Here is a 23,304-nt window from a genome sequence, read left to right as displayed (position 1 = left end):
CGGGCGTTGTCGCTGGTATGAAAATTGCTGCGGTTTTCGCACAGTTTGTCGATCAGCACGGAGAATTTGGAATGCTTGAGGGAGCCGAGGTGCGGCTTGCCGTTGATATCGGTGGCACGTTCACCGACATCGTGCTGGACGTGGGGCAGGATCGCAAGACGCGCAAGGTGCTGACGACGCCGCAGCGGCCCGAGCAGGCGGTGCTGGATGGCATGCGTCTCATTCTCACTGACGCGCGCGCGCATATGAGCGACATCGACGTCTTCATTCACGGCACGACGCTCGCGACCAATGCGATCATCGAGCGCCGCGGCGCCAAGACCGCGCTGATTGCGACCGACGGCTTTCGCGACGTGCTCGATATCGGCACCGAGAGCCGCTATGACCAGTACGATCTCAGCATCGACAAGCCGAGGCCGCTGGCGCCGCGGTCGCTCCGCTTCACCGTGCCGGAGCGGATCGACGCACACGGCGCCGTTCGCCTCCCGCTGGACGAGGCGGCAGTGCGTGCACTCGCGCCAAAATTGCGCGCGCTGAACGTCGAGAGCGTTGCGATCGCCTTCCTGCACTCCTACGCCAATCCCGAGCACGAGCGCCGCACGGCCGCGATCCTCAGCGAGGAGATGCCCGGCATCTCCGTGACCGTGTCCTCTGCGGTGTGTCCGGAGATCCGCGAATACGAGCGCACGTCGACCGCGGTCGCCAACGCCTATGTGCAACCCCTGATCGACGGCTATCTCGCCCGCATGGCGGATGCCTTGCAGGTCGAGCAGTTCCGCGGCGCGATCTATCTCGTCACCTCCGGCGGCGGCGTCACCTCGATCGAGACGGCGCGGCGCTTTCCGGTGCGCCTCGTCGAATCCGGTCCCGCCGGCGGCGCGATCTTCGCGGCGCAGATCGCAGCGCGGCTCGGCGAGAGCAAGGTGCTGTCCTTCGACATGGGCGGCACGACCGCAAAAATCTGCCTGATCGAAAAATACCAGCCCGAGACCTCGCGCGTGTTCGAGGTCGATCGCGCGGCGCGCTTCCTGAAGGGCTCCGGCCTGCCGGTGCGCATCCCCGTGATCGAGATGGTCGAGATCGGCGCCGGCGGCGGCTCGATCGCGCATGTCGATGCGATGAAGCGTGTCACTGTCGGCCCCGAGAGCGCCTCGTCGGAGCCGGGACCTGCCTGCTACGGCCGCGGCGGCCAGCGTCCGGCCGTGACGGATGCGGACGTTGCGCTCGGTATGATCGATCCTGATGCCTTTGCGGGTGGTACGATCAAGCTCAGCCCGGAGCTTTCGAAGGCGGCGCTGTTGCGCGCCGTCGGTGAGCCGCTGGGCCTGTCGGCGGAAACCGCGGCTTACGCCGTGCACGAGGTCGTCTGCGAGAACATGGCGAGCGCGGCGCGCGTGCATGCGGTCGAGCGCGGCGAGATAGTCGGCCAGCACACGCTGATCGCCTTCGGTGGCGCGGCGCCGTTGCATGCGGCGCGCGTCGCCGAGAAGATCGGCGTCTCGCGGGTCATCGTGCCCTCGAATGCCGGCGTCGGCTCGGCGGTCGGCTTCCTGGCTGCTCCCATTGCCTATGAGCTGGTGCGCAGCCGCCATGTCCGCCTCGATGATTTCGACACCGAGGGGGTCTCTGAGCTGCTCCAGGAGATGGTGACTGAAGCGCGCGCGCTGGTGGAGCCGGGCGCGGCCGGTGCGCCGGTGCGCGAACGCCGCGCGGCCTTCATGCGCTATGTCGGCCAGGGCCACGAGATCTCGGTCGAACTGCCGAACCGGCGGCTGACATCGGCCGATCTCGCCGGGCTACGCCAGAAGTTCGAGGCCGACTATTCGGCGATGTTCGAGCGGCCGATCCCGGGCGCCGCGATCGAGGTTCTGAGCTGGTCGGTGCTCGCGACCACCGATGCGCACAATCCTTCTGTCGTCGCTTCCGTCGCGCGCAAGCCCGCCGGCAAGGCCTCGGGCAGCCGCAAATTCTTCGACGGACGCGCGGGGGAAGTGATCGAGATCCCGCTCTATCGCCGCGAGGACATGGCACCGGGCGCGACCATTGCGGGTCCCGCCGTGATCGCCGAGGACGAAACGTCCACCTTCGTCTCCAACAGTTTTGACGCCCATATCGACGGTGCCGGCAGCATCGTCATGGAACGAAAGGCGGCCTGACCATGAGCAAGGCAAATGGCGCGAGCCTGATCGACCTCCAGATCATGTGGCACCGGCTGATCGCTGTGGTCGAGGAGCAGGCGCAGGTGCTGCTCCGCACCGCCTTCAGCCCGATCGTGCGCGAATGCGGCGACCTCTCTGCCGGCGTGTTCGACCTCAGGGGACGGATGCTGGCGCAGGCGGTGACCGGCACGCCCGGCCACGTCAACTCGATGGCGGAATCGGTCAAGCACTTCATTGCGCATTTCCCGATCGAGACGATGGAGGAAGGCGACGCCTACATCACCAACGATCCCTGGATGGGCACAGGTCATCTCAACGACTTCGTCGTCACCACGCCCTGCTTCAAGGACGGCAAGCCGGTCGCGCTGTTTTCCTGCACCAGCCACCTCATGGACATCGGCGGCATCGGCTTCGGCCCTGATGCCACCGACGTGTTCATGGAGGGGCTCTACATCCCCATGCTCAAGCTGATCGACCAGGGCGTCGTCAACGAGACGCTGATGGCGATGATCCGCACCAACACGCGGCTCCCGATCGATACCGAGGGCGACACCTATTCCCTGGCCGGGTGCAACGACGTCGGCTGCGAACGTCTGGTCGAGATGATGACCGAGTTCGAGATCGACACGCTCGACGAGCTCGGCGACTATATCTGCGATCGCTCGCGTGAGGCCGTGCTGGCCGAGATCGCAAAGCTGCCGAAGGGCAGCTGGCGCAACAGCATGGTCGTGGATGGTTACGATGCGCCGGTGACGCTCGCCGCGACGCTGACGATCTCCGAGACGGGCATCCATGTCGATTTCGACGGCACCTCGGCCGCTTCGAAGTTCGGCATCAACGTGCCCCTGTCCTACACCACGGCCTACACCGTGTTCGGCCTCGGCTGCGTCGTCGCCTCGCAGATCCCGAACAATGCCGGCTCGCTCTCGCCGCTGACGGTGTCGGCTCCCGCGGGCGCGATCCTGAATGCGCCGAAGCCGGCGCCCGTGGCGTCGCGTCATATCGTCGGACAGATGCTGCCGGACGTGGTGTTCGGCTGCCTGCGCCAGATCATTCCGGAGCGCGTGCCGGCGGAAGGCACCTCCTGCCTGTGGAATCTCAACGTCCGCGGACAGACCCGCTCAGGTGCCGGCGGCAATTACGGGTTCTCGATGGCGGTGACTTCGAATGGCGGTACCGGCGCGCGCTTTGCGAAGGACGGGCTGTCGGCCACCGCCTATCCGAGTGGTGTGCGCGGCACGCCGGTCGAGATCGCGGAGACGCAGACGCCGCTGATCTTCTGGCGCAAGGAGCTGCGCCCGGATTCCGGCGGGGCAGGGCGCACCCGCGGCGGCCTCGGCCAGATCATCGAGGTCGGCAGCGGCATCGATGCGCCCTTCGACATCCTCGCTGCATTCGATCGCATCGATCATCCGCCGCGCGGTCGCGACGGCGGCAAGAACGGCGAGGCCGGCTATGTCGGATTGAAGTCCGGCCAGAAGATGCGTGGCAAGGGCTTTCAGACCATTCCACCGGATGACCGGCTGCTGGTGATGACCCCGGGCGGCGCCGGTATCGGCGACCCCAAGGAGCGCGATCGTGCAGCGATCAAGGATGACGTTGAGAGCGGTCTCGTGTCGGCTGACAACGCTGTTGCCGTTTATGGGTAGCTAACGCTCCGGCAACGACTGCGGCGATTACCCGCCGCAGTCGTTCGGCGCCGGCTTCCCGGTAAAGCGGTCGGTCATCCAGTTCACAGCGGCCATCGTGCTCGCCTGCGCGGCGCGGCCGTGTCCGATGTTGGGAAGGGTGACCATTTTCACGGGGCTGCCCGCCTTGCACAGCCGGCCCATATAGGCGCGCGTCACCGCGGGCCGGATGATCTGGTCGACAGTCCCTTGAGCGAGGAACACTGGCATGCCGGCGGGCAACGTGGCGGCGCTGTTCTTCTCCAGCAGCGAGCGCCAGGGCTCGCGCTTGGTCGGATCCGGCACGGTCAGAAAATATTTCTGGAGCGGCCGCTCGGTCCGCTGCCGGATGAAGATATCGAAGGGACCTTCGATGCATTCGCGCGCCAGCCGGTCGATCGCCGGAAGTGCGCGCGGATCGACGACACCGTCGAGCGCGGCGTCGTAGACGCGATGCCATGACCACAGCGTCATCGCTGTGATGTTCTTGCCGCCGACTGAGTTGATGTCGTCGCTCATCAGCGTGGCGAGATCCGTCGCGGGCGCCGCAGCGGCAACGCCGAGCAGATGGAGATCGGGCGCATAGGTCGGCGCCAGCTGCCCGGCAAACAGCACAGCCTGTCCGCCCTGCGAGTGTCCCCACAAGGCAAAATTCTTGGCCCCGCCGGCGCCCGGCAGATCGCGCGCGACGCGCACGATGTCGAGCACGGCGCGGCCCTCGCTCTCGCCGACGAGATAAGGATGCGGACCCGGCGTGCCGAGCCCGGGATAGTCGGTCGCCGCGACGATGTAGCCACGCGCCACCATCGAGCGCAGTCCCTGGATCTGCTGGAACAGGAAGATCGCGAGCGACGGCGCGCAGCGCGGCACGATGCCCGAGGTCGGATGCGCCCAGGCGACGATCGAGCGGCCGCCCGGTGGCGGCGGTCCTTGCGGCACGATGACGACGCCCGAGACGAGAATGGGCTCGCCCTTCAATCCGGTCGAGCGATAGAGCACGCGAAAGGCCGATGCGCCGAGCGGCGCGCCATCCATTGGCTCTTGCCGCACCAGACTGCCAGGCGGTCCGTCCGCAAGCGATGCCGGTGCGTCGTAAAATGCCGATTGCGCGTGGGCAGTCACGATGCCGGCGGCGAACATGACGAGTGCGGCCATCAGAGCGCGGGCGGCGACAAGCATTTGCGATCCGCTCCAGCGCACGATCACATCCCGTACAGGATTTTCAGCTCGCCGCTCGCGCGCAACGCGAGTGTGATCCCGTCGGCAAGCAGCAAGGCCTTGTCGAACTGCACCGAGGAGAGCTTGCCTTCCATACGGAAGCCGTCCTTGAGCGGACGCGTCAGCCGCTGGTTCGCCGCCATCAGCAGGTTCTGGTAGGAGACGCCATAGTCAATGTTCACGGCCTGCTTCAATTGCGCGACGATCGACTGCAAGCCGGGGTTTGCCTCTCCGTCCTGCGCGGCGAGATCGAGATCGGCAAGCGCGACGCTCTTGCTGGTATCGTCCACCTTCAGTGCGCCGGAGAGATAGCTCCATTGGCCTGCATTGGGGTCGCTGTCCGACGTCTTCGCAAGACGCAGGCCGATCACAAGCTTGCCCGCCGACGGATAGACCTGAACCTCGCGCAACGCGCTGTCTTGCGCCGGCAGCGCGGCGATCGCCTGGCTGATCTTGTCCTTGATCGCGTCATAGCCGAGCCGGACCGGAAGGATGACGTCGAACGTTCCCGGCGTGGTCACGTCGGTGCCAAGCGGCGGCAGCGATGTCGGGGTGACGCTCGTACCCTGCTGCCCAATCGACGTCACGGCGCTGCCGGAGAGTTCGAGCGAGCCGGACAACACCTTGTCGTTGGCCCGCACGCCGGCAAATGCGGCAGCTTGCGGCGTCACTTGCAGCCACACCGGCGGCTCGTCGGCGAGCTTCATCGGTTCGAACGCATGCGTCCAGGCAGCGGCCGCCTTGTCGCGCAGATTGAGTTTCCTTGCTGCGGCCAGGGCACGTGATCGCACGCGCGCGAGCTGCGTGCGGATGCGCGGCTCGACGTAGGGCGCAAGATCGACCTCGCGGCCGAGCACATGCAAATAAGGTGCTTCGCTCCAGTGGAAGGAGTCGCTGAAATTCAGGTCGAGCGACCAGTCCTTGCGCAGCGCGGGCCGTGCCTCGGCCTCGATCGTCGCGCGCGCTTCGGTCTGGCCGCGGATGCGCGCGGTGAAGCGGTTGGCGCCCTGGCCTTCGGCCGCGCCGTAGATCGAGACTGCACCATAGACTCGGTCGCCGCGGCCATAGAGCGAGACGCCGCTGGTGCGATTGACGAAGCCAAACACGTCGCAATTGGCGTTGACACGGAACATCAGTACGCGGCGGTGCACGCAGTTGACGCGCTCGTCGATGGTGGCAAGCCGCTTGGGGATATCCTGCTCGATCGCCTTGGCGAGCGCGGGAAGACCGAACTCGATGGTTGCGGACACTCGCGAGGTCGCGGCGAGCGGCGCCGGCGGATCGGGAGCGAGCGGCGGCTTGTCGGCGGCGTGCGCGACTTGCGCGAGTGCGGTGAGGGCGAGCGCAACAAGCCCGGCACGTTTCGTCGAACGAACAATTCGCAAAGAAACGGGCATTCTTCTTATTCCAGCTTGGCCCTGCTTCGCGCCCAGGCCGCCGGCCGCGGGGCCATTCGGTCTTCAGAGCAAAATCGCGGTAGGAGAGGGCGGTCGGTGGATCAATTATTGCTTGTATTCAATGGTCGCGTATCGCGGCACTTGTATGGCGCGGCGTCGCGCTTTGAGCAAGGCTTTGTATATCGCTCCGGCATGATGGCCGTTCTTGAATTGCTCAAAAGAGATTGACGCCGCCCCCGTCCAAATGATCACGCGATGAAGCTTCTCCGTGGGCGCTGCGATTTTTGAGTCCGAGATCTGCGGCCAAGACGAAACGGTCAGCGCAGCTGACGTTTCGAATTCGTGCTGCGCGTTAAATTCGCGCCGCTCGCGCATTCCATCTTTGCGCCCTCCCTCATCCGGCGTACTCTGTGAGAGCGAGCAGGAGTGCAACAGCAACCAGTCCAGGAAACGTAGCTCCTTTTGGCGATGTCCGCCGAGAGAGATCGAGAGCTGTTGGCAGCTCATATGCGATGGAGAAGAACCGACACTTAGCGAGCTGCAAACATCCCTCGCAGCGTCTGCGAGACACGAGTTCAACAAAACACAAAAGCGGGAGGAACGGATGAAGAAGCGTTGGTGTAATTCTGGTCTACCTCTTGTTGTCGGCGCGACACTTGCGGCGTCGGCGGCGTTGGCCCAATCCGTGGATACTGCCCGGATCGAGAACGCCGGTCAGAACGATTGGCTCACCTATCATGGTTCATACAAATCCCATCACTACAGCCCGCTCGCGCAGATCAATGCGAGCAACATCGGCAATCTGGGCGTAGCCTGGACGCACATTCCCGGACGATCGACGCGCGGCCTGCAGTCAATGCCGCTCGTGGCCGACGGCGTGCTCTATTATTCGGGTTCGTACAGCCGGGTCTTTGCGCTGAACGGCGCGACCGGCGAGGTCATCTGGTCGTTCTTTCCGGAACTCGATGAGGCGCTCATCAGCCGACAGACCCACTCGCCCTACAACCGCGGTGTAGCCCTTGGTGAAGGCAAGGTCTTCGTCGGTACGATGGATGGTCGTTTGTTCGGGCTCGATGCGAAGTCGGGAAAGGTTCTCTGGGAAACCAGGCTGATCGACTCGCAGAAGCTCACGGTCGGCTTCACCGGCGCGCCGCTTTACGCGAAGGGAAGCGTCATCATCGGCTCGCAGGGGGGTGAATGGCCAGGTCGCGGCCCGATCTTCGCCGTCGATGCCACCACCGGCAAGAAGAAGTGGGAGTTTCTGACGGTCGCGGGCACCGACGAGGCCATGAAGACCTGGGGCAACGATTCCTGGCGCACGGGCGGTGGCGGCGGCTGGATGCCGGGCACCTACGACTCCGAGACCAACTCCGTCCTGTGGGGCACCGCGAACCCGGCGCCGCTCTACGATTGGTCGGGCGCTGATTACAAGACGCAAGGTGCGCGTCCCGGCGACAATCTCTATACGAGTTCGGTCATCGCTCTCGATATCGATACCGGAAAGCTGAAATCCTACCATCAGGAACTGCCTCACGACGCCTGGGACTTCGACAGCGCCGTCGGCGAGTTCGTGATGCTTGAGCGCGATGGCCAGAAATACGTGGTTCATCCGAACAAGGGCGGCTTCGTCTTCGTCTACGACCGTAATCTTGGCGTGAAGAACGTCTGGCGGCTGGTTGAGAACATCAACTTCGTCAAGGATATCGATCCCAAGACGGGCGCGCTGATCGGCCGTCGCGATTTCCCTGTCGGGAAAGTCACTGAAGTACCGCTGTGTCCCTTCATTGGCGGCGGCATCAGCTGGAATGCCGGCTCGTACAACCCGAAGACCGGTCTTTATTACAAGATCGGCCAGGAATGGTGCATGACGCTGGATATTCAGAAGACGACGCCGGTCACCGCGCCCCAGGTCCAGCTCAACATCGGCGCCGACTTCAAGATGGTGCCGCCTCCGAGCGGCGAGATCTACGGACATCTCGACGCGCGCGACCCGATAACGGGCGCGAAAAAATGGGAGGTTCGCTTTCCCGAGCCGCCGCTTGGGAGCGTTTTGTCGACCGGGGGTAATCTTGTGTTCGTACCCGACTCCCGTGGCATCCTTCACGCCTACGATGCCGAAACCGGGGCCGAGTTGTGGAAGCACAACAACGKCACCGGCCACCAGGGCGGTATCGTCAGCTACTCCGTCGGCGGCAAGCAATATATCGCCGTGGCGGCCGGCTTCGGCGGCATGCTGGCGGACGAATATGCGCCAAACTTCGGCGGCGTCTACAAGAGCATGCCGCGTGACGACGGCGCCCTCGTCGTCTTCAGCTTGAAATAGTCTGTCTCAAACGATCTGCCGAGGAGCGGGTGGCAAACCCGCTCCTCGGTCGATTGCAGCGGCGGGCGTGATTCAGGAATGGAGCGGACGTGTTGAAACTGCATTTGAAGTCGCTTCCGGCGGTGCTGGGCGCTTCGTTGCTGTGCGTTGTGGTGGCTCGAGCTCAATCTGCCACGCCGGCGCCGGACAACGGGTCACTGGACGTCGAGCAGTTGTTCGCAGGCACCTGCGGCTTTTGCCACTCCGACGGCGGCCGAGCTGCTGGCAGGGGACCGCAACTGATGAATTCGCAACGAGACGACGAATTTCTGCACAACCGTATCAAGATCGGCAAGCAAGGTGCGATGCCGGCATTCGGCGAGAGCTTCAGTGACGCGCAGATCGACCAGATCGTCAAATATATCCGCGCCTTGAAGCCGCGCGAGGGCTGACCCGCCGGGACCTGATCCATCCAGATGAGACGCGGCATGAAGGCAATTGTCCTGATTATCGTCGGTGCCGCCATCGGGCTGTCCGGACCGGCGCAGGCGCGAACCCTGGAGGCGATCCGCGCGAGTGGCGCGCTCGGACTCTGCGCGCATCCCAACTCGCTTCCTTTTGCGCGCAAGGGCGGCGATCCATCCGGCTTTCAGGTCGAGTTGGGACAGGTGCTGGCACGCGAGCTCGGTGTCTCGCTACGGCTCGACTGGATCATCACGCAGTACCAAATGCGCAGCGCCAATTGTGACATTCTTCTGGATGTCATCGCCGATCGCGAAGCGCAAGGCGAGACCCGCTTGAGGATCTCGAAACCGTACTATCGCACGGGCGTCGCGCTCGCGGTGCCGTCATCCAGCGCGCTCACATCGTTCAAGAGCCTCGGCGAGCATACCAAGGTGGGGGTGCAGGTCGGCTCTGTCGCCGCCATGATCATCGGTCAGCGGCACGTGCCCATATCGATCTTCGGCTTCGAGACCGACAGCCTCGACGCCGTATCAAACAAGGAGATCGATGCGGCTGCGGTCACGCCCACCGCGGCGGGCTACTTCAATCTGACGCATCCTGACAAGGCACTCCGGATTCTGGATCGCGACGAGGGCGTGGCCGATCTCAACTGGAATGTCGCCGTCGGCATGGTCCGCCCGGATGATGCGTTGCGCGAGGCGATCGACGGAGCGCTGGAACGGCTGCGCAACGACGGCACGATCGATCGGATCTACGGTCGCTATGGGATCGTGCTGCAAGCGCCGAGGTAGCTGAATTGCCGAACGAACGACGCCGTCCCGGTTTGGCCAGGACGACGTCGTTATGAATATCTCGCTTTGGCTTAGGCCGCCGCTTTCTTCCGCGCCTGCTCGGCCTTGTACAGCTCGAACTCTTCGGCGATCGCCTTCGCGACCGACGGCCGCTGGCGCAGGCGGTCGTGGTACGCCTTCACGTTCGGCCATTTGGCGAGCTCGATCGGCGGGGTCGCCATGGTCCAGTTGATGACCGTGACGAGATAGGCATCCGCCACGCTGAAATGGTCGAGCAGGAAGTCGCGCCCCTTCAGGTAGTTCTCGAGATAGTCGAGCCGCGACAGGTTCTTCTCCAGCGCATAGGCCTTGGTTTCCTGCGGCGCCTTGCGGTCGAGCAGGGGGATGAACAGGCCCTTGTGCAGCTCGGTGCCGATGAAGCAGAGCCATTGATGCAGCCGGGTGCGATCGATACCCTGGGCCGCACCGAGGCCGGATTGCGGGAACCGATCCGCGACATATTGCAGGATCGCGGCGTTCTCGGTCAGCACCACGCCCTCGTCGGTGCGCAGCGTTGGCACGAGCCCGATCGGGTTGACCGTGCGGAAGTCGGTGCCGTCGTTCAGCACTGTCTTGGTCGGCGGATCGACTTCGAGATAATTCGCTTCGGCGCCGGCTTCATACAGCGCGACGCGGGTCGCCATCGAACAGGCGAGCGGCGAGAAATAAAGATCCATCTTGGGCCTCCTTGGGCAATTCCTCTTTGGGTGTCGCTCAACCTGGCCAGATTGATTTTTGTACCATCTTGTATAATATCGCGGCGGTCAAGGATTAATTTGCGAAATGGTACAAAAATCGAAGCCGCCAGCTGCCGCCAATGAACCGAAGCGGCGTGGCCGTCCGCGCGCCTACGAGCCCGACGTCGCGCTCGGCAAGGCGCTCGACCTGTTCCGCCGGCAGGGTTTTGCGGCGACGTCACTGGACGATCTCAGCGAAGCGACCGGCATGAACCGGCCGAGCCTCTACGGCGCCTTCGGCGACAAGCGCGAGCTCTACATCAAGAGTTACCAGCGCTACCGCGAGGACGCGCGCGCCTCGATGGTCGAGATCTTTCGCCAGGAGATGCCGGTGCGCCAGCGGCTCGAGCGCATCTTCGCGTCCGCGCTGAACATCTATCTCTCCGGCGAGACCGGTCCGCGCGGCTGCTTCACGGTGGTGACCGCGGCGTCCGAAGCCGTCGGCGATCCCGAGATCCGTGCCATGGTTCTGGATGGACTGACCGAGCTCGACAAGGCCTTTGCCAGTTGCTTCCGCCGCGCCAAGGAGAAGGGCGAGCTGCCCGCGAGCGCCGACCCGGCCGTGCTGGCGCAGCTCGCCTCCGCAACCGTGCATTCGATCGCCATCCGCTCCCGCGCCCGCGTGTCGCGCAAAGAGCTCGAGGCGATCGTGAAGGGTGCGATTGACGTGATGGTGGGGGCCAAAAGTTAGGCCGTCGTCCCGGGGCGCGCGCAGCGCGAGCCCGGGACCCATAACCACAGGGAGTGGTTTGGCGACGACTGGTCGTTCGGTACTGCGACCATCCGCAACGATAAATCACGCGGTATGGGTCCCCGCGTACGCGGGGACGACAGCGAGAGTGGGGCGCGTGCGTGCCTCTCTCAGTCTGCCGAAGCGTCTAATATCCCCGTGCCCGGTCCACCACGTTCTCCAGCGCCCCGCCGGCCTCGAACTTTGCGATTTGCTCGGCGACATAGGCCGAGATTGCATCCGCGTCGGTGTCGGCCGCGTTGTGCGGGGTCAGCAGCACCTTGGGGTGGGTCCAGAACCGGCTGTCGGCAGGCTGCGGCTCCTGCACGAAAACGTCGAGCGAGGCCGCGCCAAGCGTGCCGTCGTCGAGGCAGGCCAGGATGTCGGCCTCGTTCTGCAAGCCGCCGCGACCCGCATTGATCAGCACGGGCGCGCCGAGCGGGCTGTTGCGGTTGAGCTTGGTGAAGACGTCGCGGTTGAGGATGCCGTGCGTATCCGGCGTCAGCGGCAACAGTGAGACCAGGATGTCGGTCTTGCGCAGGAACGCATCGATCTGTGCGGCGCCATGGAAGCATTCGACGCCCTCGATCGTGCGCGGGCTGCGGCTCCAGCCGGTAACGCGGAAGCCGAGCCGGCGCAGCACGTCGGCGGCATCCGCCCCCAGCGTGCCAAGCCCCATCACGCCGACGGTGACGGCGCTCGCCGGCCACTGATATTGCGGCTCCCAGCGTTTTGCGCGCTGCGAGTCTCGCAAGTACAGCTCCTGGCGGTGGTGCATCAGCACGTGCAGCACGACATATTCGGTCATGCGATTGGTGAGATCAGGCACGGCGACGCGCACCAGCGGCACGTCGGGCAGGCTCTTGTCGGCCATCAGCGCGTCGACGCCCGCGCCCAGGTTGAAGATCGCACGCAGGTTCGGAAAAGAGCCGAGGTCGCCCGGCACCGGCTTCCATACCGCGGCATAGTGCACCTCGGCCGGATTGAGATCGGAATCCGGCAGCAGAACCACACGGCGACCGCCGCAGACCGCGTCGAACCGGGCCTTCCAGCGCTCCGGCAGCCAGTTCTGCTCCGTGCTGTTGATCAGGACGGCCAGTGTGCCCATGCTCATTCGAAGTGCCTCGTCGGTTCCGTTTTGAAAACCCTCCTTGGCACGATCCGACGGATTTTTCTCGCAAATTTTTTCCGCAGCCCTGTCGGGGCGGGGCATATTGGATCGTCTTAAAAACAAGCGTTCAGGAAGGTGCTGCCCATGCTTTATGCGATCCTCTGCTATCACGACGAGGACTTCGTCGGCTCCTGGAGCAAGGACCAGGACGAGGCCGTGATGAAGAAGCTCGCCGTGGTGCAGGACAAGCTCACACAGCAGGGCCGGCTCGGTCCGGTGGCGCGGTTGCTGCCGACCACGGCCGCGGCGACGCTGCGCAAGGAAGACCCGCCGCTGGTGCTCGACGGCCCCTATGCGGAGACCAAGGAGCAATTGCTCGGCTTCTACATCGTGGATTGCAAGAACCTCGACGAAGCCCTCGACGTCGCGCGCGACCTCGGCGCGGCCAATCCCGGCGGCGCCTATGAGGTGCGCCCCGTCGGCGTATTCCGGCCCGGAGGAATTTCGACGTGAGCGAGGCCGACACCGCCTGGATCGAGACCGCGCTGACCTCGGCGCGACCCCAGGCGGTCGGCGCGCTGCTGCGCTATTTCCGCGATCTCGACACCGCCGAAGAGGCCTTCCAGAACGCCTGCCTGCGCGCGCTCAAGACCTGGCCGCAGAACGGGCCGCCGCGCGATCCTGCGGCCTGGCTGATCATGGTCGGCCGCAACGTCGCCATCGACGAGGTCCGTCGCGCCCGCAAACAGCAGCCGCTGCCCGAGGACGACCAGGCCATCTCCGATCTCGACGACGCCGAGGGCGCGCTCGCCGAGCGGCTCGACGGCTCGCACTACCGCGACGACATTTTGCGGCTGATGTTCATCTGCTGCCATCCGCAGCTGCCGGCGACCCAGCAGATCGCGCTGGCGCTGCGCATCGTCTCCGGCCTCACCGTGAAGCAGATCGCGCGCGCCTTCCTGGTCTCGGAAGCGGCGATGGAGCAGCGCATCACCCGTGCCAAGGCGAAGGTCGCCGAGGCCGGGGCGCCGTTCGAAACGCCTGGCGCGGTCGAACGCTCCGAGCGGCTCGCCGGCGTTGCCGCAATGATCTACCTGATCTTCAACGAAGGCTATTCGGCCAGCGGCGACACTGTGGAGATCCGAAAGCCGCTGTGCGAGGAAGCGATCCGGCTGGCGCGGTTGCTGCTGCGGCTGTTCCAGAGCGAGCCGGAGATCATGGGGCTCGCAGCGCTGCTGCTGTTGCAGCATGCGCGCAGCGCCGCGCGCTTTGCCGCGGACGGCGCGGTGATCCTGCTCGACGACCAGGATCGTACGCTGTGGAACGGCAACATGATCGCGGAAGGCCTGGCGCTGATCGACAAGGCGATGCGCCATCGCCGCAGTGGTCCCTATCAGGTCCAGGCCGCGATCGCCGCGCTGCATGCGCGCGCGTCGACGCCCGAGGAAACCGACTGGACGCAGATCGACCTGCTCTACGGCGCGCTCGAACTGATGCAGCCTTCGCCGGTGGTGACGCTCAACCGGGCGGTTGCGGTCTCCAAGGTGCGCGGGCCGCAAGCGGCGCTCGAGCTGATCGAGCCGCTGGCGCCGAAACTCACCAACTACTTTCATTTCCACGGCGTGCGTGGTGCCTTCCTGATGCAGCTCGGCCGTAACGACGAAGCCCGCATCGCCTTCGACCACGCCATCGCACTCGCCAATACTTCGGCGGAAGCCGCCCATATCCGCATGCACATTGATCGCCTGATCCGGGACAGCCAGCCGAAGGGCGCCAATGGCGGCGCCAGGCAGGGCGCAAAGGCAAAGTGACGGCCAAAAATTTCGTCCCGCCGATTGTCGGCTCCCGCCGTTCCCCTTCGTCTTAATTCCATATCCAGGGAGCCACTCATGCTGAAAGCCATTGCCATCATCGCCGTCGTCCTCGCCGTCGGCATAGCCGCGGTCCTCGTCTTCGCATTGACAAAACCCGATACGTTCCGTGTCGAGCGCTCGCTCGCCGTGAAGGCGCCGGCCGATGCGATTTATCCGCACGTTGCCGATTTCCATTTCTGGATGAGCTGGTCGCCCTATGAGGATCGCGACCCCGGCATGAAGCGGACCTTCGGCAGAACCGCGTCAGGCAAGGGCGCGACCTATGCCTGGGATGGCAACAATAATGTCGGCGCCGGGCATATGGAGATCCTCGAGGCGAGCACGCCGTCGAAGCTTCGGATCAAGCTCGATTTCGAGCGCCCGTTCGAAGGCCACAATACCGCCGAGTTCACCTTTGTGCCGCAAGGCGATGCCACATTGGTCACATGGGCGATGTACGGTCCGGCGCCGTTCATGTCCAAGGTGATGCAGGTGTTCATCAACATGGACAACATGATCGGCAAGGACTTCGAGGCCGGCCTCGCCAGCCTGAAGAAGCTCACCGAGAAGTAACGAGGCTAGCTGCCCCAAGGAGCAGCCAAGGAGCAGCCAGGAAATCGCCAAGAAACTGCGAGGAACTGCCAAGGAATCGCCAAGAAAACGAAGAGGAGAGAAACGATGATCAATGCCTATCTGTTCTATCAGGACACCTGCGAAGCGGCGTTCAACTTCTACGCCAAGGTTTTGGGCGGCAAGATCGACGCCATGATGCGCTCATCGGAAGCGCCGCCGGACATGCCCGCCGCGCCCGGCCGCGAGAAGATGATCATGCATGCGCGGATGTCGTTGCCCGACGGCAGCGTGCTGATGGCCTCCGACGCGCCACCCGAGCATTTTCAGAAAGCCCAGGGCTTTTCGATCTCGCTCACGGTCACGGACCCCGCGGATGGTGAGCGCAAGTTCAACGCGCTCGCCGACGGCGGCACCGTCACCATGCCCTTCAGCAAGACGTTCTGGGCCAAGGGCTTTGGCATGTGCGTCGACAAGTTCGGCATTCCCTGGATGGTGAACTGCCCGGCCGAGGGCATGTGACGGGCGCGTCGGCCTGACACGCCAAGCCGCGATCCCACTCCCGTTGTTACGGGAGTGGGTCACTCATGCCGTCGTCATGTCACACGGCTGATCGCCGCGTGCTCGTTCACCGGAGCGATCCGGTCGCGTCATCGCTTGGCGGCGGCGATTCAACGCAGCGAGGGCAGATCACGAGTTTCGTGCCAAGCTGCCTGTCGTTCTCCGCCTCGATTTCGTCATGGACCACCCACCACGCCTCGGAGAACGGGCGCAACGTGCCGAGCACTCTTTCCCGCTCCTGATTGGGATTGTCCTGCGCAGGCGCCGGGTTCGCGGCGCGCCGCTTTGTGACAGAGGAGCGGTGAGGGGCCTGGTTCGGATCCCGGCCGAGGCCGTCCCATGCGATCGGTCGGCGCTCCTGCGCCGGCGCCGCCGCGCATCCGAGGAGCGCTGCGCAAAAAGTGAGCAAGACGAAGCCGTGACGCAGCATGCCGGACCCTTGGTGCGGTACGCGACACGCAAACTCCGCATGCGGAGCCTTGCGTCGCGCCGGTTAAATGGAACCTAAGGGAAACGACGTGGCCGCCATGGCCCAATATGGAATCGTGCTGTCGCATCACATTGCGAGAGCAGTGAGGCCGCTTCGTGAAATCATGCGGATCGCATCGCACAACAACTGGCGAAATATTAGGCTGTAAACTCCACGACAGAATCGCTAATAATTTCTTCATAAATTCTACAAACTGGGGTGGGCGTAACTTGGGAAGGGAGCGACCGATGGCAGCGGCGCTACAAATCAATTTTGCACTTTGGGGCATGCTCATCTGCGCGACCTTGGAATTGGCGCAGACCATCCAGAGGCTCTACTAGGCCCGACGAAATGCGTGACCGGCGCAATTTCGCCGTCGCGCTTGCCTGCTAGCTCACCAGCAACGCGATGAGCGTGAAGCTGACGCTCGCGATCACGATCATCGAGAGGATGTAGTTGCGCGGCCGCGCCGTTCGCGCACGCGGCGGTCTCCGCCGCTGCAGTGGCTCGCTCGCCTGCCATGCGAGCTCCGACGGCGCGAGCGCAGCCTCTGCGCCCGAGCCGATATATTTCACATAGAGCTCGAGCAGCCGCAGCTCGGACGGCAGGTCCATCAGACCCTCGCGGTGGCGCCGCGACAGCAATTCGAATTCGACGGTTTCCTGGGAGCTCAACTGGCCAAGGACAATGCGTCCTTGGTCCGACAGGCGGTAGTGAAAATCGATGGGCTGCACGGCCTGCGACCGGTTTGAAAATGTGTAATCTTGAAAAAGCGGAACCATCCTAGTCTGTGACCATTGCTGAGATTATGACGGCCCTGCAGCCATCGTGACCCGAGCGGCCTCAATCTGGACGGGGACCATCATAGACGGTCGGGAAAGGCCGCAAACCGCGTAAATTGGGCAGGCATTGCCAAGCGGTTGAGCGGATTTCGTGTCCGGATCGTCGGAATTTTGCAAAACTGCCTAATCGCCGGACAGCGGCGGATGCAACCGGTCACATCGCTGGCGGCCGCCTGTTGCTCAGCGGCAGCGCGGATAGATCGCCGCAAGGTCGCGGCCCTTCAGCAAAAGCAATCTGGACGAGAGGCCACCGTGCCGGCTGATCCAGTCGCGCACCGGGCCGGGATAGGCCTGCAGCACCGCGTCGGAGGCTTCGGGCTCGGCATAAAAACGCCCGCGCCGGTCGACCGAACGCGCCGCGTGGAAGCCGAGTACCGCGCGTTTGGTGACGCAGATGCGCTCGCCCGGCACGATGCTGAGCACCAGCGTGCAGGCGGACAGGCACGGACCGTCGATCACCACGCGCTCGCCGCTCTCGCGCACCTGCTCGAACAGGTCGAGGAACGGCCCGACCTGTCCGCCCGGCGACTGGATGATGCGGATTTCGGCCATGGCGGGGGTAGTGGTAAAGAGCGCAGATGCGAGCATCCAGGCACCCACAAAGAACATGCGTCGCATGGAGCACTCCACTAACTCGATCCCGTAGGGTGGGCAAAGCGTAGCGTGCCCACCAATGGCATCGCAAATCTGGAGGGAAGGTGGGCGCGGCGCTTGCGCGCCTTTGCCCACCCTACGACGTTCACCCGTTCCGCCGTTCGCCGCGCAGCGTCGGCAGGCCGATGCCAGCCGCATCGAAGCCGCCATCGACGGCCAAAATTTGGCCGGTGATGTAGCTCGATCGTTCCGAGCACAGGAAATAGATCGCTTCGGCGAGTTCCTCCTCCAGGCCGTAGCGGTTGAGCGGAATGGCGTCGTGATAGTCGGCGCGGATCTCCCTGCTGTGCACCTGCTTCGCCATCGCGGTGTCGACCGGCCCCGGCGCGACTGCGTTGACGCGGATGTTGAGCGAGGCGAGCTCGACCGCGAGCTGCTTGGTCAGGTGCGCAAGGCCCGCCTTGCTGGTGCCATAGGCCGAACGCAGGGTCGAGGCGCGCACCGCCGAGATCGAGGTGACGTTGACGATGGCGCCGCCGCCTTGCTCGCGCATCAGCGGCGCGGCCGCCTTGGTGCACAGGAACGGGCCGGTGAGATTGACCGCCATGATCCTGTTCCAGTCGGCGTCGCTGGTCTCCAGCACTGGCGCGAACACGGCGACGCCGGCGTTGTTGACGAGAGCATCGAGCCGACCGAAGCGGCTCATGACCGCCGCCATTGCAGCTCCTACGGCGGCCGCGTCGGACACGTCGCAGGTGATTGCCAGTGTGTTATCGGGATTCTTCAGGGCCGCCGTCGCGCCCGCCTGCAGCTCCCCCTCGATATCGAGCAGCGCGACGCGCCACCCTTCGGCCAGGAATTTCTTGGCCGTCGCCAGCCCGATGCCTCGCGCGGCTCCGGTGACGAGGGCGACGTTTTGTGGGGCCTGCGGCATTTGCTAATCTGTCCTGTGTTCGAAAGGGGGCGCGCACGAGCGCCGGCTCCTTTTACTTCGCTTTCGTCCCGGCAAGAAGGGCTCCAGGCCATGCTCATCGATCCCAGCACGATCCCGCTCGAGGAATGGCGGCCAGGTGTGAAGACCCGCATGGTCACATCCGCGCGCAACGGCGCGACCGCGCTCTGCATCTTCGAGCAATGGGTCGATCCCGGCGCCGGCGCGCCGACGCACAGCCACACGGTCGAGGAGGTGCTGACCGTGCGGGCGGGCGAGGCGGAGATGTGGATCGAAGCCCGGCGGATCACGGTGACGGCCGGACAGGTGCTGCTGGTTCCCGCCGGCCGCAAGCACGGTTTCCGTAATTCGGGAGCGACCATGCTGCATGTGCATGCGGTGTTGGCCTCGCCGGTCTTCGAGATGCTGCCGGAAGGGGCGAGTGAAGCGACGCGACGCTGGGAGCGGTAGGATAAGAGCGTCGGTCTCTCTCTCTCTCTCTCTCTCTCTCTCTCTCCGTCACCCCTGAGGTGGCCGCTTCTTCAGCGGCCCTCGAAGAATGACGGGGATAGTGATAAAACCAGAGCCTACGCCAGCTCTGCCGATGCGCGCTGCATGTTCGACGACATGTCGGAGGTCACGATGCTCTGCTCCTCGACTGCGGCCGCGGTGGAGGCGATGAACTCGTTGACGCCGGCGATCGCGGCCTTGATCGCGGTGAGCGAGCTCGCAACGTCGCCCGAGATGGTGTTCAGCGCGTCGATTTCGGAGGTAATCGTGTCGGTGGCCTGCTTGGCCTGGCTGGCGAGGTTCTTCACCTCGGAGGCGACCACGGCAAAGCCGCGGCCCGCTTCGCCTGCCCGCGCCGATTCGATCGTGGCGTTGAGCGCAAGCAGGTTGATCTGACTGGTGATGCCCGAAATCATCTCGACGATGCCGCTCATGGCCTGGGCCGCTGCAGTCAACTTCTGGGCCTGACCGTCCGCGGACTCGACCCTGGTGGTCGCGACCTTGGAGGTCTCGCGCGATTTCGCCATGGTCTCGGAGATCTCGCGGATCGAGGCGCTCATCTGCTCGCTGCCGGCCGCGACCGCCTCGATCAGCCCGCGCGCATTGTCGGCCTTCTTGCGGCCGATCGCCTGCGCGGTGATGTCGGTGGCGTATTTCACCACCTTGTAGGGTTTTCCGTTGAGATCCAGAATCGGATTGTAGGACGCCTGGATCCAGATCTCGCGGCCGCCCTTGGCGATCCGCTTGTATTCGGCGGCCTGGTATTCGCCGCGGTTGAGCGTCTCCCAGAAATGGCGGTAGGCCGCCGAATTCTTCTCGTTCGGCTCGACGAACATGGAATGGTGCCGGCCCTTGATCTCGGCCAGCGAATAGCCCACCGCCTTGAGAAAATTCTCGTTGGCGGTTCGGATCGTGCCGTCCATGTTGAACTCGATCACCGCCTGCGACTTCTGGATCGCGGCGAGCTGGCCGTCATTGTCGGCGGCCTTCATCTTCTGCGCGGTGATGTCGGTTGCGAACTTCACCACTTTGAACGGCTTGCCGGTCTCGTCGAGGATCGGGTTGTAGGTCGCGAGAATCCAGATCTCCTTAGCCCCCTTGCCGAGCCGCTTGTACTCGGCCGCCTCGAACTCGCCGCGGTTCAGCCTGGCCCAGAACGCGGTATAGGCCGAGCTCGCGCGGTCCTCGGGCGTCACGAACATGCTGTGATGCTTGCCCCTGATCTCGTCGAGCGAATAGCCCATCGCGCCCAGGAAGTTCTCGTTGGCGGTGACGATGGTGCCGTCCATGTTGAACTCGATCACGGCCTGCGCGCGGTTGATCGCGGCGATCTTGCCGGAGTCTTCCATGGTCTTGATCTTGTACGCCGTGATGTCGGTGGCGAACTTGATGAAGCTGACCACCTTGCCGTTCTTGTCCAGCAGCGGGGCGTAGGAGGCATGAACCCAGACTTCCTTGCCGTTCTTGCCGAAGCGCTTGTATTGCGTGGTCTGGAATTCGCCGCGGTTCAGGCTGGCCCAGAAGTCGCGGTAGCGGGCGCTCTCGCGCTCAGTCGGGCTGACGAAGATGCTGTGATGCTTGCCCTTGATCTCGGCGAGCGAATAGCCGCTCATTTTCAGAAGGTTCTCGTTGGCATCGAGGATGGTGCCGTCGAGATCGAATTCGATGACGGCCTGCGAGCGATCGAGGGCGTCGACTTCTGCGAGCGCGTGCTGGATCCTGGCCTTGCTGTTGAAATTGAACACTTGAAGGTCCCCGGAATGGTTCAACTATGCGTCGGCCCAGCTGCAATTGGCCTTCCCGAAAAAGTTGCATGCACGCGTTGATCAACTGTAAACCCTTGCAGCAAGCTGCGCGGTCTCCGTAGTTCCGCGTGCGCCGGCCATGTTGTTCTACGCGCGAAGATTCTCGTCCTATAAGCACGGCGGTGGACATAGTCGGTCCGTAATCGTACGGACCCGCCTCGCGATATTTTCGCATGGTCTCTGTTGAAATTCGGCACGCAATGTCGGGGCACGCGTTCGTGCATCGTCTTCAAGAGGATCTTCTCTGCGGAGACCATCAATGCCTGACGACCGCGAGCGCCTGATTCGAGACCTCTTCGCAGCCTATCTCGGCAACGACCGGCAACGGGTCGCCGACGCATTGGCCGATGATTTCCGCTTCACCAGTCCGTTCGACGACGACATCGACAAGGCGGCCTATTTCGAGCGCTGCTGGCGGGACACCGGCTGGATCGCGCGACACGACATCGAGCGGATTTTCGTCCGGGGCGACGAGGCCTTCGTCACCTATCTCTGTCTGGCGAAAGATGGCAGGAGCTTTCGCAACACGGAGTTCTTCGCCTTTGCCGGTGGCAAGGTCAGCCGCATCGACGTCTATTTCGGCGCGGCCCGGAAGGATGGGCGTTTTCTGCCGCAGCCGCGCTAGCGGCCGGCGCAATGACCTCCGGAATAATTTTCATCACCTTGTCGGTTCCGTAAAGGTTGGTTCGTCTTAGAAGTAAGGGTGGGCGGCCCGGGCCGCCGCTCCCGTCCTTCCGGGGGTGGCGCCGCGCCGCGCAAACCCGAAACGACAAAGCAAGCAAGGACTGCTCATGCGATTCATGATGCTGATGATTCCGCTCGGCTACGAGACCGCGCCGCCGGACGTGCAACTCGATCCCGAACGCGTCGCCGCGATGATGCGCTACAACGAGGCGCTGAAGGATGCCGGCGTGCTGATCACGCTCGACGGCCTTCACCCGCCGTCGATGGGCGCGCGCGTCTCGTTCGCGACCGGCGAGCCCATCGTGACCGACGGTCCCTTCGCCGAAGCCAAGGAAGTCCTTGGCGGCTACTGGATGATCGAGGTTGCCTCGCGCGAGGAGGCGATCGCCTGGGCGAAGAAGTGCCCGGCTTCCGCCAATGAAGTCATCGAGATCCGGCAGGTGCAGGAGATGGCCGACTTTCCGCCGGAGGTGCAGGCAGCCGCCGCCGGCTTCGACGATCTGAAGACGTAGCCGAGACGGCCGCGGATCAACTCGCGGCTCGTCAATCCATCATCCATCAACAAAGGAGAGTACCAATGAGCACCGATACCTATCTCGCCGTTTTCCTCGGCAGCAAGACCAGCCCGCAATGGGCCGCATGGAACGCGATGTCCGAGACCGCGCGGAAGGCGAAGGAGCAGGAGGGCATGGCGGCCTGGAAAGGCTGGGTCGAGAAGCATCAGGGCGCGATCCAGGCCATGGGCGGCCCTCTCGGCAAGACCAAGAAGGTCGACGGCAAGGGCGTCGCCGACATCGCCAACGAGATGGGCGCCTTCACCGTGGTCCGCGCTGCGTCCCATGAGGCCGCAGCCAAGATGTTCGAGAACCACCCGCACTTCGCGATCTTCCCCGGCGAACGCGTCGAGATCATGCCGGTGCTGCCGATCCCCGGCGGCTAGGCCGTGTCATTCCGGGGGTGCGCACACGCGCGAACCCGGAAATCTCGAGATTCCGGGTTCGGCTCGTCGAGCAGCCCCGGGTCGAGCCGCCCCCGGAATGACGAGTTGGCCGGTTAATCAAATCCGGCCTGCGCTAGTGACTTCACGCCCGGCTCATGTAAAAGCTGTTCACATGAGCTGGCGTAAGGACCAGGGCCGCACCGAGCGCGGCTATCACCACGGCAATCTGAAGGAAGCCCTGTTGCAGGCTGCCCTCGGGCTGATCGCCGAGAAGGGCGCGGCCGGCTTCACCTTTGCCGATGCCGCGCGCATGGCCGGCGTCAGCGCGGCGGCGCCTTACCGGCATTTCCGCGACCGCGAGGAGTTGCTGTCCTCGATCGCGCAGCGCGGCTTCGAGCAGTTCGAGCAGCGCCTGACCGCGGCCTGGGACGACGGGCGCCCGGATACGGTCACGGCGTTCGAGCGCGTCGGCAAGGCCTATCTCGCCTTTGCCCGCGAGGAGCCTGCCTTCTACAACGCGATGTTCGAATCAGGCGTGCCGGTCGATTCAAATCCGGCCCTGCAGGCCGCCAGTGAACGCGCCTTCAACATCATTCGCGCCGCCGCCGAACGGCTTGCGGCGCTGGCGCCGCCCGGCACGCCGCGGCCACCGGCCATGATGATGGCGCTGCACATCTGGTCGATGGCCCACGGCGTGGCCTCGCTGTTCTCGCGTGGCGACGCCGCGCGGCGAAAACTGCCGATGTCGCCGGATGACCTGCTCGAAGCCGAGGTGCTGATCTATCTGCGCGGCCTCGGCTTCCCGACCGACCGCCGTCCGCCGGCACGAAGCGCCGAGCCGCCGCCGGTGCCACCGGAGGCATCCTCCGGTTCTGGCCTGCCGCCCGGCGGCCCCTGGGGCAAGCCGAAATAAAATTGCGCAAATAATT

Annotated in this window: 24 protein-coding genes; 15 read left to right on the top strand and 9 right to left on the bottom strand. The window is 64.3% G+C overall.

Annotated elements, in window-relative coordinates; translation table 11 throughout:
* Nucleotides 1–71: 71 nt before the first annotated feature.
* Together AC1DW2_RS21750 and AC1DW2_RS21745 are read left to right on the top strand one after the other, a co-directional pair.
* Nucleotides 72–2,156, top strand: coding sequence for a hydantoinase/oxoprolinase family protein (locus tag AC1DW2_RS21750; RefSeq protein WP_063981070.1), 2,085 nt, complete (start codon nt 72–74; stop codon nt 2,154–2,156).
* A 2-nt stretch (nt 2,157–2,158) separates the two neighbouring features.
* Complete coding sequence (locus AC1DW2_RS21745) at nt 2,159–3,808, top strand: hydantoinase B/oxoprolinase family protein (protein WP_063981071.1); 1,650 nt, start codon at nt 2,159–2,161, stop codon at nt 3,806–3,808.
* A gap of 27 nt (nt 3,809–3,835) precedes the next feature.
* On the opposite strand, the gene AC1DW2_RS21740 is transcribed toward AC1DW2_RS21745, so the two are convergent.
* The gene (locus AC1DW2_RS21740) at nt 3,836–5,005 is read right to left on the bottom strand and encodes an alpha/beta fold hydrolase (RefSeq protein WP_063981072.1); all 1,170 of its coding nucleotides are present in this window, start codon (nt 5,003–5,005) and stop codon (nt 3,836–3,838) included.
* A gap of 23 nt (nt 5,006–5,028) precedes the next feature.
* The gene (locus AC1DW2_RS21735) at nt 5,029–6,441 is read right to left on the bottom strand and encodes a DUF4403 family protein (protein ID WP_063981073.1); all 1,413 of its coding nucleotides are present in this window, start codon (nt 6,439–6,441) and stop codon (nt 5,029–5,031) included.
* A gap of 604 nt (nt 6,442–7,045) precedes the next feature.
* Here AC1DW2_RS21735 and AC1DW2_RS21730 point away from each other — a divergent pair.
* The 3 genes from AC1DW2_RS21730 to AC1DW2_RS21720 all read left to right on the top strand — a co-directional run bounded on the left by AC1DW2_RS21730 (nt 7,046) and on the right by AC1DW2_RS21720 (nt 9,999).
* Nucleotides 7,046–8,764 carry an outer membrane protein assembly factor BamB family protein gene (locus AC1DW2_RS21730; RefSeq protein ID WP_477007154.1) on the top strand — a complete coding sequence of 573 codons (1,719 nt, stop codon included), beginning with the start codon at nt 7,046–7,048 and terminating at the stop codon, nt 8,762–8,764.
* An 89-nt stretch (nt 8,765–8,853) separates the two neighbouring features.
* Nucleotides 8,854–9,195 (top strand): c-type cytochrome, encoded by a 342-nt coding sequence (locus AC1DW2_RS21725; RefSeq protein WP_135214749.1) that lies wholly within the window; start codon nt 8,854–8,856, stop codon nt 9,193–9,195.
* 36 nt (nt 9,196–9,231) lie between these two features.
* Nucleotides 9,232–9,999 carry a substrate-binding periplasmic protein gene (locus AC1DW2_RS21720; protein ID WP_063981076.1) on the top strand — a complete coding sequence of 256 codons (768 nt, stop codon included), beginning with the start codon at nt 9,232–9,234 and terminating at the stop codon, nt 9,997–9,999.
* A 71-nt stretch (nt 10,000–10,070) separates the two neighbouring features.
* Here AC1DW2_RS21720 and AC1DW2_RS21715 read toward each other — a convergent pair whose 3' ends face one another.
* Nucleotides 10,071–10,715 (bottom strand): glutathione binding-like protein, encoded by a 645-nt coding sequence (locus tag AC1DW2_RS21715; RefSeq protein ID WP_063981077.1) that lies wholly within the window; start codon nt 10,713–10,715, stop codon nt 10,071–10,073.
* Between the two features lie 106 nt (nt 10,716–10,821).
* Between AC1DW2_RS21715 and AC1DW2_RS21710 the strand changes: the two genes are divergently transcribed.
* A complete protein-coding gene (locus AC1DW2_RS21710) occupies nt 10,822–11,466 on the top strand; it encodes a TetR/AcrR family transcriptional regulator (protein WP_028151469.1) in 645 nt (214 codons plus the stop codon).
* Between the two features lie 187 nt (nt 11,467–11,653).
* On the opposite strand, the gene AC1DW2_RS21705 is transcribed toward AC1DW2_RS21710, so the two are convergent.
* On the bottom strand, nt 11,654–12,619 hold the full coding sequence (locus AC1DW2_RS21705) for a 2-hydroxyacid dehydrogenase (RefSeq protein WP_477007148.1): 966 nt from the start codon (nt 12,617–12,619) through the stop codon (nt 11,654–11,656).
* Nucleotides 12,620–12,760: 141 nt separating this feature from the next.
* Here AC1DW2_RS21705 and AC1DW2_RS21700 point away from each other — a divergent pair, with 141 nt between their 5' ends.
* The 4 genes from AC1DW2_RS21700 (at nt 12,761) to AC1DW2_RS21685 (ending at nt 15,561) form a co-directional block, all read left to right on the top strand.
* Nucleotides 12,761–13,129 carry a YciI family protein gene (locus AC1DW2_RS21700; RefSeq protein WP_063981079.1) on the top strand — a complete coding sequence of 123 codons (369 nt, stop codon included), beginning with the start codon at nt 12,761–12,763 and terminating at the stop codon, nt 13,127–13,129.
* Nucleotides 13,126–14,427, top strand: a complete 1,302-nt coding sequence (locus AC1DW2_RS21695; RefSeq protein ID WP_063981080.1) for an RNA polymerase sigma factor — start codon at nt 13,126–13,128, stop codon at nt 14,425–14,427. The genes AC1DW2_RS21700 and AC1DW2_RS21695 overlap by 4 nt, the downstream gene beginning before the upstream one ends.
* Before the next feature lie 78 nt (nt 14,428–14,505).
* Complete coding sequence (locus AC1DW2_RS21690; protein WP_063981081.1) at nt 14,506–15,042, top strand: SRPBCC family protein; 537 nt, start codon at nt 14,506–14,508, stop codon at nt 15,040–15,042.
* A 105-nt stretch (nt 15,043–15,147) separates the two neighbouring features.
* On the top strand, nt 15,148–15,561 hold the full coding sequence (locus AC1DW2_RS21685; protein ID WP_063981082.1) for a VOC family protein: 414 nt from the start codon (nt 15,148–15,150) through the stop codon (nt 15,559–15,561).
* Nucleotides 15,562–15,667: 106 nt separating this feature from the next.
* On the opposite strand, the gene AC1DW2_RS21680 is transcribed toward AC1DW2_RS21685, so the two are convergent.
* The 4 genes from AC1DW2_RS21680 to AC1DW2_RS21665 all read right to left on the bottom strand — a co-directional run bounded on the left by AC1DW2_RS21680 (nt 15,668) and on the right by AC1DW2_RS21665 (nt 18,439).
* The gene (locus AC1DW2_RS21680; RefSeq protein WP_063981083.1) at nt 15,668–16,030 is read right to left on the bottom strand and encodes a hypothetical protein; all 363 of its coding nucleotides are present in this window, start codon (nt 16,028–16,030) and stop codon (nt 15,668–15,670) included.
* Nucleotides 16,031–16,458: 428 nt separating this feature from the next.
* A complete protein-coding gene (locus AC1DW2_RS21675) occupies nt 16,459–16,803 on the bottom strand; it encodes a hypothetical protein (protein WP_063986089.1) in 345 nt (114 codons plus the stop codon).
* A 288-nt stretch (nt 16,804–17,091) separates the two neighbouring features.
* The gene (locus AC1DW2_RS21670; RefSeq protein WP_371498094.1) at nt 17,092–17,520 is read right to left on the bottom strand and encodes a hypothetical protein; all 429 of its coding nucleotides are present in this window, start codon (nt 17,518–17,520) and stop codon (nt 17,092–17,094) included.
* A 130-nt stretch (nt 17,521–17,650) separates the two neighbouring features.
* Complete coding sequence (locus tag AC1DW2_RS21665; protein WP_071909733.1) at nt 17,651–18,439, bottom strand: SDR family NAD(P)-dependent oxidoreductase; 789 nt, start codon at nt 18,437–18,439, stop codon at nt 17,651–17,653.
* Between the two features lie 90 nt (nt 18,440–18,529).
* On the opposite strand from AC1DW2_RS21665, the gene AC1DW2_RS21660 reads away from it, so the two are divergent.
* Complete coding sequence (locus AC1DW2_RS21660; protein WP_063981086.1) at nt 18,530–18,907, top strand: cupin domain-containing protein; 378 nt, start codon at nt 18,530–18,532, stop codon at nt 18,905–18,907.
* A 116-nt stretch (nt 18,908–19,023) separates the two neighbouring features.
* Here the strand turns inward: AC1DW2_RS21660 and AC1DW2_RS21655 are convergent, their stop codons facing one another.
* On the bottom strand, nt 19,024–20,691 hold the full coding sequence (locus AC1DW2_RS21655; RefSeq protein ID WP_477007147.1) for a methyl-accepting chemotaxis protein: 1,668 nt from the start codon (nt 20,689–20,691) through the stop codon (nt 19,024–19,026).
* A 319-nt stretch (nt 20,692–21,010) separates the two neighbouring features.
* Between AC1DW2_RS21655 and AC1DW2_RS21650 the strand changes: the two genes are divergently transcribed.
* The 4 genes from AC1DW2_RS21650 to AC1DW2_RS21635 all read left to right on the top strand — a co-directional run bounded on the left by AC1DW2_RS21650 (nt 21,011) and on the right by AC1DW2_RS21635 (nt 23,288).
* A complete protein-coding gene (locus AC1DW2_RS21650; protein WP_063981088.1) occupies nt 21,011–21,376 on the top strand; it encodes a nuclear transport factor 2 family protein in 366 nt (121 codons plus the stop codon).
* A 166-nt stretch (nt 21,377–21,542) separates the two neighbouring features.
* Entirely contained in the window at nt 21,543–21,947 is a 405-nt protein-coding gene (locus tag AC1DW2_RS21645) for a YciI family protein (RefSeq protein WP_028152208.1), read from the top strand.
* Between the two features lie 65 nt (nt 21,948–22,012).
* Nucleotides 22,013–22,375 (top strand): YciI family protein, encoded by a 363-nt coding sequence (locus AC1DW2_RS21640; RefSeq protein WP_063981089.1) that lies wholly within the window; start codon nt 22,013–22,015, stop codon nt 22,373–22,375.
* A gap of 172 nt (nt 22,376–22,547) precedes the next feature.
* Nucleotides 22,548–23,288, top strand: coding sequence for a TetR/AcrR family transcriptional regulator (locus tag AC1DW2_RS21635; RefSeq protein WP_063981090.1), 741 nt, complete (start codon nt 22,548–22,550; stop codon nt 23,286–23,288).
* Nucleotides 23,289–23,304: the final 16 nt, after the last annotated feature.

The sequence above is a fragment of the Bradyrhizobium sp. P3_C3 genome (assembly GCF_056402655.1).
Note: the sequence above shows the minus strand (reverse complement) of the source record. Positions and strands in the feature narration are given on the sequence as shown.